General features: G+C 73.1%; 12 protein-coding genes. 7 read left to right on the plus strand and 5 right to left on the minus strand.

The features are described from left to right. The first annotated feature begins 26 nt into the window (after window positions 1–26). From O7600_RS18340 to O7600_RS18355, 4 genes are all read left to right on the plus strand, one after another. The gene (locus O7600_RS18340) at window positions 27–1,382 is read left to right on the plus strand and encodes a glycosyltransferase 87 family protein (RefSeq protein WP_281588978.1); all 1,356 of its coding nucleotides are present in this window, start codon (window positions 27–29) and stop codon (window positions 1,380–1,382) included. Continuing rightward, window positions 1,379–2,011, plus strand: a complete 633-nt coding sequence (locus O7600_RS18345; RefSeq protein ID WP_281588979.1) for a phosphoribosyltransferase — start codon at window positions 1,379–1,381, stop codon at window positions 2,009–2,011. The genes O7600_RS18340 and O7600_RS18345 overlap by 4 nt, the downstream gene beginning before the upstream one ends. Window positions 2,012–2,034: 23 nt before the next feature. Then, a complete protein-coding gene (locus O7600_RS18350) occupies window positions 2,035–2,424 on the plus strand; it encodes a zf-TFIIB domain-containing protein (protein WP_281588980.1) in 390 nt (129 codons plus the stop codon). Window positions 2,425–2,539: 115 nt separating this feature from the next. Continuing rightward, the gene (locus O7600_RS18355) at window positions 2,540–3,220 is read left to right on the plus strand and encodes a maleylpyruvate isomerase N-terminal domain-containing protein (protein WP_281588982.1); all 681 of its coding nucleotides are present in this window, start codon (window positions 2,540–2,542) and stop codon (window positions 3,218–3,220) included. Window positions 3,221–3,225: 5 nt separating this feature from the next. On the opposite strand, the gene dnaB is transcribed toward O7600_RS18355, so the two are convergent. Next, window positions 3,226–4,629 (minus strand): replicative DNA helicase, encoded by a 1,404-nt coding sequence (dnaB, locus tag O7600_RS18360; RefSeq protein ID WP_281588984.1) that lies wholly within the window; start codon window positions 4,627–4,629, stop codon window positions 3,226–3,228. Window positions 4,630–5,026: 397 nt separating this feature from the next. On the opposite strand from dnaB, the gene O7600_RS18365 reads away from it, so the two are divergent. Then, a complete protein-coding gene (locus O7600_RS18365) occupies window positions 5,027–6,586 on the plus strand; it encodes a hypothetical protein (protein ID WP_281588986.1) in 1,560 nt (519 codons plus the stop codon). A gap of 78 nt (window positions 6,587–6,664) precedes the next feature. On the opposite strand, the gene rplI is transcribed toward O7600_RS18365, so the two are convergent. From rplI to rpsF, 4 genes are all read right to left on the minus strand, one after another. Next, on the minus strand, window positions 6,665–7,111 hold the full coding sequence (gene rplI, locus O7600_RS18370; RefSeq protein ID WP_091567774.1) for a 50S ribosomal protein L9: 447 nt from the start codon (window positions 7,109–7,111) through the stop codon (window positions 6,665–6,667). A 14-nt stretch (window positions 7,112–7,125) separates the two neighbouring features. After that, window positions 7,126–7,365 carry a 30S ribosomal protein S18 gene (rpsR, locus tag O7600_RS18375; RefSeq protein WP_013289355.1) on the minus strand — a complete coding sequence of 80 codons (240 nt, stop codon included), beginning with the start codon at window positions 7,363–7,365 and terminating at the stop codon, window positions 7,126–7,128. Window positions 7,366–7,406: 41 nt separating this feature from the next. Beyond that, entirely contained in the window at window positions 7,407–7,937 is a 531-nt protein-coding gene (locus tag O7600_RS18380; protein WP_281588989.1) for a single-stranded DNA-binding protein, read from the minus strand. Between the two features lie 82 nt (window positions 7,938–8,019). Then, window positions 8,020–8,310, minus strand: coding sequence for a 30S ribosomal protein S6 (rpsF, locus tag O7600_RS18385; protein WP_046563719.1), 291 nt, complete (start codon window positions 8,308–8,310; stop codon window positions 8,020–8,022). 638 nt (window positions 8,311–8,948) lie between these two features. Between rpsF and O7600_RS18390 the strand changes: the two genes are divergently transcribed. After that, window positions 8,949–9,731, plus strand: a complete 783-nt coding sequence (locus O7600_RS18390; RefSeq protein WP_281588991.1) for a deoxyribonuclease IV — start codon at window positions 8,949–8,951, stop codon at window positions 9,729–9,731. Continuing rightward, entirely contained in the window at window positions 9,728–11,977 is a 2,250-nt protein-coding gene (locus O7600_RS18395; RefSeq protein WP_281588993.1) for a hypothetical protein, read from the plus strand. The genes O7600_RS18390 and O7600_RS18395 overlap by 4 nt, the downstream gene beginning before the upstream one ends. Window positions 11,978–11,989: the final 12 nt, after the last annotated feature.

An 11,989-nucleotide genomic window follows, 5' to 3' on the forward strand; every position in this document is an offset into this window, starting at 1 on the left:
ACCGCCGGTCTGCCAGACTGGCCCGCGTGACCGCCCACGCCGACCCGTCCGGCCCCGCCTCCCGCCGCTGGTCGGCACTCGACACCGCCGCCGGCGGCCTCGCCCTCGACCTGGGGCTCTACGCCGCCGCCACGATCTTCGCCGCGATCACCGCCGCCACCTCCACCCTGCCGCCGCACCGCGCCTGGGGCGCGATCGCCACCGTCGGGTACGCCCTCGCCACGCTCGCCGCCACCACCCAACTCCTCGCCCGCCGCCGCGACCCCGACACCACAGTGGCCGGGCTGCCCGCCCGCTGGACGGTCACCGGACTCACCTGGGCCACCACCGCCCTGCTGCCCGTCGTCGTGCAGAGCGTCCAACGGGCCGGCGGACGCACCGACCGGGCCCAGGAGGAGGTGATCGTGGTCGAACACGCCGGGACACGCCTCGCCGAGCACGGCACCCCCTACCTCGGACCCGACGCGATCGCCGCCCTGCCGCCGGGAGAGCAGCTCCTCGGCTACACCCCCTACCAGCCCGGCATGGCGCTGTTCGGGCTGCCCCGCGCCGCCGTCGACGCCTGGTGGACCGACGCCCGCGTCTGGTTCGCCGTGGTCACCGCGCTCGTCCTCGCCGCCCTGGTCATCACGCTGCGCACCACCGGCGGCCCGACCACGTCCCGCCGCACCGCCGCCGTGCTGCGCGCCGTCCAGGCCGCCACCGTGCTGCCCGTCTGCGCGCTCACCCTCGCCACCGGCGGCGACGACCTCCCCGTACTCGCGCTCTGCCTGCTCGCCCTCGCCCTCGCCGCCGCCGACCGACCCGGCCGCGCCGGCCTCGCGGTCGGCGCCGCCGGCGCCCTGAAACTCTTCGCCTGGCCGGTGGCGATCGTGCTGGTCTGCTGGGCCGCCACCCGCCGCGCCGCCGGCCGCACCGCCCTCGGCGCCCTCGGCCTCCCCGTCCTCGCCCTGGTGCCGGTCCTGCTCGTCGACCGCGACGCCCTGGTCGAGAACGTGCTGCGCTTCCCCCTCGGCCACGGCCTGGTGACCAGCCCCGCCCAGTCCCCGTTCCCCGGCCACCTGATCGCCGAGACGCTGCCCGCCGGCCGCGCCGTCGCCGCCGCCCTGCTCGTCGCGGTCGGCCTGGCGATCGCCGTCCGGCTGCTGCGCCGACCGCCGCGCACCGCCGCCGCCACCGCCACCATCTGCGGGTACGGGCTGCTCGCCGCGATCCTCCTGATGCCCTCCACCCGCTTCGGCTACCTGCTCTACCCGGTCGCGCTGCTCGTCCTCGCCCCGGCGCTGACGCTCACCGAACGCCCGAACCGGGACCTCGGCGCCCCGCCATTCCCGGCAACCGCCCGCCGCGACGCGGCCGGAGGGCGTACACCTGAGGGATGACCACCTACCGCGACCGGACCGAGGCGGGACGCGACCTCGCCGAACGACTCACCGACCTCGCCGGCCGACCCGACGTCATCGTCCTCGGCCTGGTGCGCGGCGGCGTACCCGTCGCCCGGGTGATCGCCGACCGGCTCGGCGCCCCCCTCGACGTGCTGGTCGTGCGCAAGCTCGGCGTGCCCTGGGCGCCCGAGGTCGCGTACGGCGCACTCGGCCCCGGCGGCGTGCAGGTCCTCAACGACATGGTCGCCGGCCGGATCAGCGAGAACGACCGGGCCCAGGTCCGCCGCCGCGAACAGGCCGAACTGGAACGCCGCGAGCAGCGCTACCGCGCCGGCCGCCCACCCCTGGACCTGACCGGACGCACCGCGGTCGTCGTCGACGACGGCCTCGCCACCGGCGCCACCGCCCGCGCCGCCGTCCAGGTCGCCCGCCACCTCGGCGCCACAGGCGTGATCGTCGCCGTCCCGGTCGGCTCCGAGCAGGCGTACGAGATGCTCGCCGCCACCGCCGACACGGTCGTGAGCTGCCAACTCCCGCCGGACTTCGCCGCCGTCGGCGCCTACTACGACGACTTCCACGAGGTCTCCGACGACGAGGTGACGCAGGCGCTGACCGCCACCGCGTGAAATCACCCGGTACCGTCGATGTCATGCAGCTCACTTGTCCCAAATGCCGTGGAGAGATGCGCCAGTACGAGCGCAGCGGAGTAGTCATCGACCAGTGCGGCGAGTGCCGCGGAATCTTCCTCGACCGTGGCGAACTCGAGAAGCTGTTCGAGGCCGAGGCGAACTGGAACCGTCAGCAGGGCGGCGCCCCGCAGGCCGCACCCGCCGGCGCCGGCTACCCGCCGCCACCCCCGCCCGCCGCCGCGCCGCACCAGCCCGGCTACGGCGCCGTCCCCCCGCCCCCTCCGCCGCCCCCGCCCGGCCACGGGTACCCGCAGCCCGCGTACGGCCACGGTCAGCAGCAGCACTACGGCTACCACGGTCACTACCGGCGCAAGAAGAAGCACGGCTTCCTCGGCGAACTGTTCGACTGACCGCTCGCCGCTCCTGTCGGCGGGGGTCCTTCCGGTCGTCCCTACGGCCTGGAGAGCCCCCGCCCGACGCCTCGCCGCCGTGCCGACCGTCCCGCGCCGTGGCAGGCTGCTCGGCATGAGCCCGATCCGGCCGCACGAGGCGCTGGCCCAGGCCTACGACGGCATCACCGCGGTCGTCGCCCCACTCGACGACGCCGACCTGCAACGGCCCACCCGGTGCCGTGGCTGGCTCGTCGCCGACCTGCTCTTCCACGTGCTCTGCGACGCCCAGCGCGCACTCGTCGCCCTGGCCAGCCCGGCCCCCGGCCCGGCCGACGTGGACGACGTCAGCTACTGGCGGGCGTTCACCCCCGACGACGACGGGGCGGGCGCGCGACACGCCTGGTGGGCCCGGCGCTCGGCCGCCGCCTTCGACCGGCCCACCGGCATCGTCCGGATCTGGACCGACACCGCCCCCGCCGCCGTCCGCGCGGCCGCGACGGCCGACCCCGACGGGTACGTGACCACGCAGGGACACGTGCTGCGCGTACCCGATCTGCTCGCGACCCTGACCACCGAGGCGGTCGTCCACCACCTGGACCTGGTGGTGGACCTGCCCGACGCGCCGCTGCCGGCGGCGGACCCGACCCGGGTCACGGTGACCACGATGGACGGCCTGCTCAGCGACGAGGCGGTGCGGCCGGCCGGGTGGGACGACCACGAGTATCTGCTGAAGGCCACGGGGCGGGTGCCGCTGACCGACCGGGACCGGGTGGAGCTGGGCGAGGCCGCGGGGTGGTTCCCGCTGATGGGCTGACGCCGTCAGACGATGGCCATGTCCACGAACCGCGACAGGTGCAGCTGGGCCGCGACGGTGACGGTGTCCGTCGGCCCATTTCTGTGCTTGGCGATTATGAAGTCCGCCTCCCCAGCGCGGGGTGACTCCTTGTCATAATAGTCATCGCGGTGCAAGAGGATCACAACGTCAGCATCCTGCTCAATAGATCCCGACTCGCGCAAATCAGACAGCTGTGGTCGCTTGTCGGTACGTTGCTCCGGGCCACGGTTCAGCTGGCTCACCGCGATCACCGGGCACTCGACCTCCTTGGCCAGCAGCTTCAGGCCACGGGACAGGTCCGCGACCTCCTGCTGCCGGCTCTCGGTGCGCTTCGGTGAGGTCATCAGCTGGAGATAGTCGACCACGATCAGCTTGAGGTCGTGCCGCTGCTTGAGCCGCCGCGCCTTCGCCCGGATCTCCATCAGGTTCATGCTCGGGGTGTCGTCGACGAAGAGCGGCGCCTCGCTGATCTCGCCCATGCAGCGCGCCAGCTTGGTCCAGTCGTCGTCGGAGAGCTGCCCGCTGCGCAGCACGTGCAGCGGTACGCGCGCCTCGGCCGAGAGGAGTCGCATGACGATCTCGACCTTGCTCATCTCCAGCGAGAAGATGGCCGCCGCCTGGTTGGCACGAATAGCCGCATTTCGGGCAAAGTCCATCGAAGCGGTACTTTTTCCGAGACCAGGCCTGCCTGCCACAATGATCAATTGACCGGCGTGCAGGCCGTTGAGCAGACGGTCCAGGTCGGTGAAGCCGGTCGGCACGCCGGTCATCACCCCGCCCTGGGCGCCGACCGCCTCGATCTCGTCCAGCGTCGGCTGGAGCATGTCGGCCAGGACCGCGAAGTCCTCGCTGACCCGCTTCTCGGTGACCTCGTAGACGGCCTGCTGGGCGAGATCCACGACGTCGTCCACGTCCCGGCTGCCGCCCTGGCCGGTGCCGTAACCGAGCTGCACGATTCGGGTGCCGGCCTCGACCAGGCGGCGGAGCACGGCCCGCTCGCCCACGATGCGGGCGTAGTAGGCGGCGTTCGCGGCGGTGGGCACGCTGGCGATCAGCGTGTGCAGGTAGGGCGCGCCGCCGATGCGGGCGAGGTCGCCGGAGTCGGCGAGCGCCGCCGCCACCGTGATCGGGTCGGCGGGTTCGCCTCGGCCGTAGATGTCGAGGATGGCGTCGAAAACGGTGGCGTGCACCGGGCGGTAGAAGTCGTTGGTCTTGAGGATCTCGACGACGTCCGCGATGGCGTCCTTGGAGAGCAGCATGCCGCCGAGGACACACTGCTCGGCGGCCACGTCCTGGGGCGGCGTCTTCTCGAACGGCGCGTCGCGCGGCGGTGGTTCGGACGGAGGCCCCCCGGCCCGTTCCGCCCGTGTCTCGTCGGTGACCGACACGGGTCCCCCCTTGTTGCGTCGGGTCGAGTCCAGCTCTATCGCCTGGGTACGACAACAACTTCCGCCGACCCCTCCGGTCGATCGGGGGTCATCGTCCGGCGGTCGGTGGCCACGATACGGAACCCGAGGTCAGCCACCAACAGGGCCGGTGGACGAGCCTTGGGACAACCTGTGGACGCACGGGGGGCGACATGTGCGCAGGGTGTGCACAGGGGTGTGGAAAAGTGACGGGGAATTCCGGGCCTATCGCTCCTGAACTGGGCTTTTCCCATCCCCACCCTGTGGACGGAAGATTTCGGGTCGAGCCTTGCCGCCGATCGTCCCGTACTATCGCTGCGAACGGCTACACCTGGACAGCGGGTTGCACTTTCGGGTTGAGAAGGGTCACGCTCCGGCCGTGAGACACCGGGACTGGGGAAGCGGGGAGGACAGCCCGCGCGAGCGCCGGCCGAGCGGTTCCTGGGACGATCCCGCCGGTCCGCGCGGTGTCGAGCCGTACGCGTCGGAACGTTCCCGCACCCAGAGCCGGCGGCGGGCGATCGAGCGTGGCCAGGACGAGCCGGTGGACGCCTACCTCCCGCGGTGGGCGGTGGAGTCGGGGATCAGTCGGGCGGACGGCGGCGGGCGGCATGCCGCGCCGGACGACGACGAGGTCGAGCCCTACTCCGCCGGTGACCGGCGGCCGGAGGCCGACCGGCGTCGGGACGGCGGCCGGCGTGAGCTGCGGGCGATCGGCGCGGGCCCGGTTTCGGACCACACCGCCGAGTGGACGATGGACGCCCCGCAGGAGCAGGGGTATGTCGGGAGCCGGCGGGCCGAGGGGGTCGAGGACGGGCCGGTGTCGGGGGTGGCGCCGCGGGCGCGTCCCCGTCGTGCGGCGAGCCGCAAGCCGCAGGTGACCTGGTCCGGGCTTGCGGATGAGGCCGGTCCGGTCGATGACTCCGGTGGGTGGGAGGCGGAACGGCCGACCCGGCGGAGCCGGCGGGCGGGTAGCGATTCGGCCTGGTCGCCGCAGCCCGCGGCGGAGCCGTCGCGGTCTCGGCCGGCGGCGGTGGAGCCGTCGTGGCTGCAGCCCGCGGTCGACCCGTGGGAGCGGGGCCGGGCGGTGGAGCCGGGTCCGGCGGAACCGCCGGCGGTGGATCCGTGGGACGCATCGGGTGTGCACGCGTGGGGTCGGGCGGCCACCGGGAGCAGGTGGGACCGGTCGGAGAGCCGGTGGGACCGCACCGAGCACACGGGCGAGTGGGACCGGTTCACCGACACGGGCCATCACGAGCGGGTGCGCGACGGCGGCGACCGCTATGCGGGCGTCGATCCCTGGGATCGGACGGCGCCGCCGGTCCGGGAGGGCTGGGCGTCGCCGGAGCGGGCCGAGGAGTTCTGGTCGGGTACGCGGCTGGCGGGTGACGATCCGCGCTGGATGGAGACGCCTCCGTCGGCGCCGAGGTCACCGATGGTGGCGTACACCGCTCCGCGTCCGCGTGCCGCGCCGCGCCGGCGGCCGGTGGAGCCGGTGCGGTCGGGCGGGTCGGCGCTGCGGCAGCGGGTGGAGACGATCGGCGCCGGCTCGTGGAGCCGGCGGCTCGAGGACGACCTGCTGGACCCGGACCCGGGTGGTCCGTTGCGGCCGCTGGTCTACACGGCCGCCTGCTATCTGGTGCCGGCGGTGTTGCTCTTCCTGGGTCTGGTGTTCCTGAACGGGCAGGCTCCCGCGGGCTGTGTCACCGACCTCACCGGCGGGGGTTGCGACTCGCCGCGGGCGCATGCGCTCGCGTCGTTGTTGGCGGCGGCGCCGCGGTTCGGGCTGGCGATGGTGAGCAGCCTCGTGGTGGCGGTGCTGTTGCGGCAGGTCGGCACGACCTGGCGGTCGGCGACGGTGGCGTTGGCGGCGGCCGTGGTGGGTGGCGGGCTGTCCACGGTGGTGATCAGCGCGGTGACCGGCCAGCCGATCGGTTGACCTCGGCGCGGGGCGCGGTGGGATGCGGAAGGGCCCGCACCGGTGTCCGGTGCGGGCCCTCGCGTCGTGCTGGTGGTGTCAGCCCTTGACCACGTTCAGGTCGAACTTGGCGGTCACCTCGGGGTGCAGCCGGATGCTGACCGGGTAGGCGCCGAGCGACTTGATGTGGCCGGGCGTCTCCAGCCGGCGACGGTCCAGGGTCGGACCGCCGGCGGCCTTGACGGCCTCGACGATCTCGGCCGGGGTGACCGAGCCGAAGAGCCGGCCGCCATCGCCGGCGCGAGCCTTGAGGTTGACCTTCAGGCCCTCGAGCTGGCCCTTGATCTCGTTGGCGTGGCCGAGGTCGCGGACCTCGCGGGCCGAGCGGGCCCGCTTGATGACCGTGACCTGCTTCTCGGCACCCTTGGTCCAGGCGATCGCGAAGCCCTGCGGCAGCAGGTAGTTACGGCCGTAGCCGTCCTTGACCTCGACGATGTCGCCCGGAGAGCCGAGGCCGGACACCTCCTGAGTCAGGATGATCTTCATGTCCGTGCCTCCTCTCAGCGGGTCGTGGCCGTGTACGGCAGGAGCGCCATCTCGCGGGCGTTCTTGACCGCACGGGCGATCTGCCGCTGCTGCTGCGAGGTCACGCCGGTCACCCGTCGAGCGCGGATCTTGCCGCGGTCGGAGATGAACTTGCGCAGCAGCGCGGTGTCCTTGTAATCGATGTAGGTGATCCCGTCCTTGTCGAGCGGGTTCACCTTCTTCTTCGGCTTGCGCAGTGCCGCAGCCTTCGCCATTGCTCGTGCTCCTGGTTTGCGATCGCGGGCGCTCGGCGCCATCAGAACGGGGGCTCCTCGTCGAAGTTTCCGCCGCCCGAACCACTGCGGGAGGGGGCCGGGGCAGCCGAGGCCCAGGGGTCGTCGAAGTTGCCTCCGCCGCCACCCTGGCCGCCACCACCACCGAAGCCGCCGCCACCGCCACCCGAGCGGGACATCTTCTGCACCTTCGCCGTGGCGTAGCGCAGGGACGGGCCGATCTCGTCGACCTCCAACTCGATGACGGTGCGCTTCTCACCCTCGCGGGTCTCGTACGACCGCTGACGAAGCCGGCCGGACACGATCACCCGGGCGCCGCGCTGCAGCGACTCGGCGACGTTCTCGGCGGCCTGGCGCCAGACCGTGCACGAGAGGAACAGCGGCTCGCCGTCCTTCCACTCGCCGGACGCCTTGTCCATGAACCGGGGCGTCGAAGCGACCCGGAACTTGGCGACCGCAGCGCCGGAGGGGGTGAACCGCAACTCGGGGTCATCGGTCAGGTTGCCGATGACCGTGATGGTGGTGTCTCCTGCCATGACCATCTCCTCGCGCACTCATCGTTGTGCCGTACAGGCTCTCAGAGCCGTACGACAGCGTGGATGAGGCTTGTGATCCGGACGAGCCGGGTCTAGATGCTCAGCGCATCTCCGGGCGGATGACCTTGGTGCGCAGCACCGACTCGTTGAGTCGGAGCTGACGGTCCAGCTCGGCCACGGCCTCCGGCGACGCCTGGAGGTCGATGACGGCGTAGATGCCCTCGGCCTTCTTGTTGATCTCGTACGCGAGGCGCCGGCGGCCCCACACGTCGGTCTTCTCCACCGAGCCACCCGCGGTCCGGATCACGTTCAGGTACGTGTCGAGCGACGGGGCGACGGTGCGCTCCTCGAGGCTGGGGTCGAGGATCACCATGACTTCGTAATGACGCAAGACGTGCTCACCTCCTGTGGGCTAAGCGGCCACGGTCCTTCCGTGGCAGGAGGTCGTGCGTCGCTGCCCGGCCCGGTGCCGGGGGAACCCGGCCGGACGCGGACAACCGGACCAGGATAGCCGGTCCGGACGATCATCACCGGGGCGGTGGCCCGGTGACGGCCCGGACGCGGTGACAGGGGCCCACCGTCGGCGTCGCGCGCCGTGCGGTGGACCCCTGTCCACGGGGCCGCGGGGCGTCCCGTCCGCATTCCTTGGGTGGGACCTGGGGAGGAACGACCACACCGATGAGGTTGGATCGAGGACGCCCCGCGGAGCTTTATCGTGTTGTCGCCTGGTCTGACCATACAGCGGCTCTCGTCACCACTTGGGGTAAATGGAGGAATTCGTCCACTTGGCTCCGGGTGGTGCCGGCGTACCGGCGGATCCCGCCCCGTCGTGCCGGGCCGCACGGCGGGGCGTCCCGTTACCGGGGGTCTCCGCTCACCCGTCCGTGCTGTGGACCACGTCCGGCGGAGCGTCGACCATCGATCCCACCTCGGACAACGACCGCCGGGGCGGGTGGTGACGCGTCCACCGGCCGGAACCCCCGCGCGCGTGCGTACCGCGCGTCGCAGGCGAGACGTAGGCTGCCCTGCATGCGAATCGGAGCCCACGTCGATCCGACCGACCCGCTGGCCGAGGCGGCCGCCCGGGACGCCGAGGCGGTGCAGTTCTTCCTCGCCGACCCGCAGGGCTGGAAGGCCCCGAAGCCGCGGGAGGACGCCGAACGCCTCCGCGCCGCCGACGTCGACCTCTACGTCCACGCGCCGTATGTGATCAACGTGGCCACGCTCAACAACCGGATCCGCATCCCGAGCCGCAAGCTGCTCCTCGGCCACGCCACCGCCGCGGCGGCCGTCGGGGCCAAGGGGCTGATCGTGCACGGCGGCCACGTCAACGCCGGTGACGACCCCGCGGTCGGCTTCGACAACTGGCGCAAGACCTTCGCGTACGCGGCGGACTCCGGCGGCTTCCCGCTCCCGGTGCTGATCGAGAACACCGCCGGCGGGGACAACGCCTGCGCCCGGCACCTGGACGCACTGGCCCGCCTCTGGGACGCGCTCGGCGACCACGAGGTCGGTTTCTGCCTCGACACCTGCCACGCCCACGCCGGCGGCGAGGAGCTGCTGGGCCTGGTCGACCGGGTCAAGGCGATCACCGGCCGGATCGACCTGATCCACGCCAACAATTCCAAGGGCGCCTTCAACTCCGGCCAGGACCGGCACGACAACCTGACCGGCGGCACCATCGACCCGGAGCTGCTGGTGGCGGTGATCCGGGCCGCCGGCGCGCCGGTCATCGTGGAGACGCCCGGCGGCGTCGACGGGCAGGCGGCCGACATCGCGTTCCTGCGCGGCCAGCTGGGCGCCGCGGCATGACCACCGAGCAGTCCGGCGCCGGCGGCCGGTCCGACGCCGACTCGCGACCGGCGCCGGAGGAGACCAAGGCGGAGAAGCCGGCCGCGACCGGCGACACGCCGCCCAATGCCAGCTCGCGACCCGGCGGGACGGCGGCGTCCACCGACGCGGCGCGGGCCGACGCCGAACCCGGCACCGGGCGGCGGGCCGGCAGGAAGCGCCGGGCCCGGAAGAAGAGCCCGGCCGTGACCGCCACCGTCGCCGGCGGCGGCGCCACCGGCGACGAGGGCAGCGGGACGACCGCCGGTGACCGGGCCGAAACCGGCGACGACGCCGCATCGCGGGCCGGCGCCACCGGCGCCACCGACGACGACGCCGCAACGCAGGCCAGCGCCACCGACGACGCCACCGGCGACCACGCCACCACCAAGGCCGACGGCACCGGCGACCACGCCTCGGACACCGACGACGCCGAGGACGAGGACCGCGACGACAAGCCGGCCGATCCCTTCTCGGCGTTCGGGCCGGCGCCCGAGCCGGTGCTCGGCCGGGTGCGCCGCGCCACCCGCGCGGTGGGTCGGTTCCTGGTGCACGAGTGGACGCTCGCCGCCGTCGCCGCGCTGGCGGTGGCCGTGGCGATGACCTGGCCCACGCTGCGCTACCCGCGCTACACGCTGCCGCAGGACTACTGGGACCCGAGCCTGCAGGCGTGGCAGATGGCCTGGTCCGGGCACATCCTGCGCACCGACCCGGCGATGCTGTGGCACTCCAACGCGTTCTTCCCGGAGAACTGGAGCTTCGCGTTCTCCGACACCCTGCTCGGCTATGCGCCGGCGGGCCTGATCGGGGTCGGCCCGGAGCACGCCGTGCTCCGCTACAACATCATGTTCGTGCTGGCGCACGCGCTCGCCGCGTTCGGGGCGTACGCGTTGGCGCGGCAGCTGGGCGCGGGCCGGATCGGCGGCGCGGTGGCCGGGGCGAGCTTCGCGTACGCGCCGTGGCTGCTGGCCCAGGCGGGCCACCTGCACATCATCTCCAACGGCGGCATCCCGCTGGCGCTGGCCATGCTGGCCCGGGGGCACGGCTGGTCGCTGCGGTACGGCTACCGGCCGCGTCGCCGGCACGCGGGGTGGGCGTTCGCCGGCTGGCTGGTGGCTGCCTGGCAGCTCAGCCTGGGCTTCGGCATCGGGTTGCCGTTCGCCTACCTGCTGGCCGGTGTCGTGCTGGTCGCGGTGGTGCTGTGGTTCGTCCGGCGACGCCGGGCGAAGCCTCCGTTCGGTCGGCGGCTGTTCCTGGCCGACCTGCTCGGCGGGCTGGTTTTCGCGGTGGTGGGCGGGTTGCTGGCGATCCCGTTCTTCAAGGTCGCCGAGCTGCACCCCAACGCGGCGCGCACGCTCGCCGAGATCCAGCTCTACTCGCCGCCGGCCAGCGGGTTCTTCACCGCGCCGGCCGAGTCCCGGGTCTGGGGCGAGCTGCACGAGGGGGCCCGGGCCGTGCTGCCCTGGAGCCCGGAGATGACGCTGCTGCCCGGCTTCGTGCTCTACGCGCTGGCCGCCGGTGGGCTGTTCTTCTCGGTCTGGCGGGTCCGGCACCGGCTGTTCCTGCTCGCCGGGGTGCTGGTGACGATGGCGCTGGCCATGGGCACCCGGTTCCTCGGCGGCCGGTTCACCTACGTGCCGCTCTTCGACTACCTGCCGGGGTGGAACGGGCTGCGCACGCCGGGCCGGATGATGCTGTGGACCACCCTGCTCCTCGGTCTGCTCGCGGCCGGCGCGGTCACCGCGTTCTGCATGCGGGTGCGCGAGCTGGCCGCCGAGCGGGTCCCGCCGTGGCCCGGCCCGTGGCTGCGGCTGGCCACGCTGGTGCCGCTGCTGCTGGTGCTGGCGGAGGGGCTGAACGTCACCCCGCACCCGGTGGTGCCGCAGCAGCCGGCGGTGATGCGGATCGCCGACGGCCCGATGCTGGTGCTGCCGAGCAGCCAGAACCTGGACCAGCCGGTGATGCTCTGGTCGACCGACCGGTTCCAGCCGATGGTCAACGGCGGCAGTGGTTTCACGCCGAACTCGCAGACCCAGATCCGCGAGGCCACGGTCAGCTTCCCCGACTTCGCCAGCATCGACTACCTGCGGCGGGTCGGGGTGAAGACCGTGGTGGTGCTCCCCGAGCGGCTCGGCGGCACCCCGTGGGAGGGGATGCTCGACCGGCCGGTCGAGGGGCTCGGGGTGAGCCGGGAGCAGGTCGCCGGGTCGGTCGTCTACCGGCTGTAGGGCCGGGCCGGC

It is taken from the genome of Micromonospora sp. WMMA1998 (genome assembly GCF_027497375.1).
GTDB classification, from domain to species: Bacteria; Actinomycetota; Actinomycetes; order Mycobacteriales; family Micromonosporaceae; genus Micromonospora; species Micromonospora sediminicola.

Coding starts and splice junctions, on each gene's coding strand:
- O7600_RS18345 (WP_281588979.1), top strand. CDS start 1,379: ATGACCACCTACCGCGACCGGACCGAGGCGGGACGCGACCTCGCCGAA.
- O7600_RS18350 (WP_281588980.1), top strand. CDS start 2,035: ATGCAGCTCACTTGTCCCAAATGCCGTGGAGAGATGCGCCAGTACGAG.
- O7600_RS18355 (WP_281588982.1), top strand. CDS start 2,540: ATGAGCCCGATCCGGCCGCACGAGGCGCTGGCCCAGGCCTACGACGGC.
- rplI (WP_091567774.1), bottom strand. CDS start 7,111: ATGAAGATCATCCTGACTCAGGAGGTGTCCGGCCTCGGCTCTCCGGGC.
- rpsR (WP_013289355.1), bottom strand. CDS start 7,365: ATGGCGAAGGCTGCGGCACTGCGCAAGCCGAAGAAGAAGGTGAACCCG.
- O7600_RS18390 (WP_281588991.1), top strand. CDS start 8,949: ATGCGAATCGGAGCCCACGTCGATCCGACCGACCCGCTGGCCGAGGCG.
- O7600_RS18395 (WP_281588993.1), top strand. CDS start 9,728: ATGACCACCGAGCAGTCCGGCGCCGGCGGCCGGTCCGACGCCGACTCG.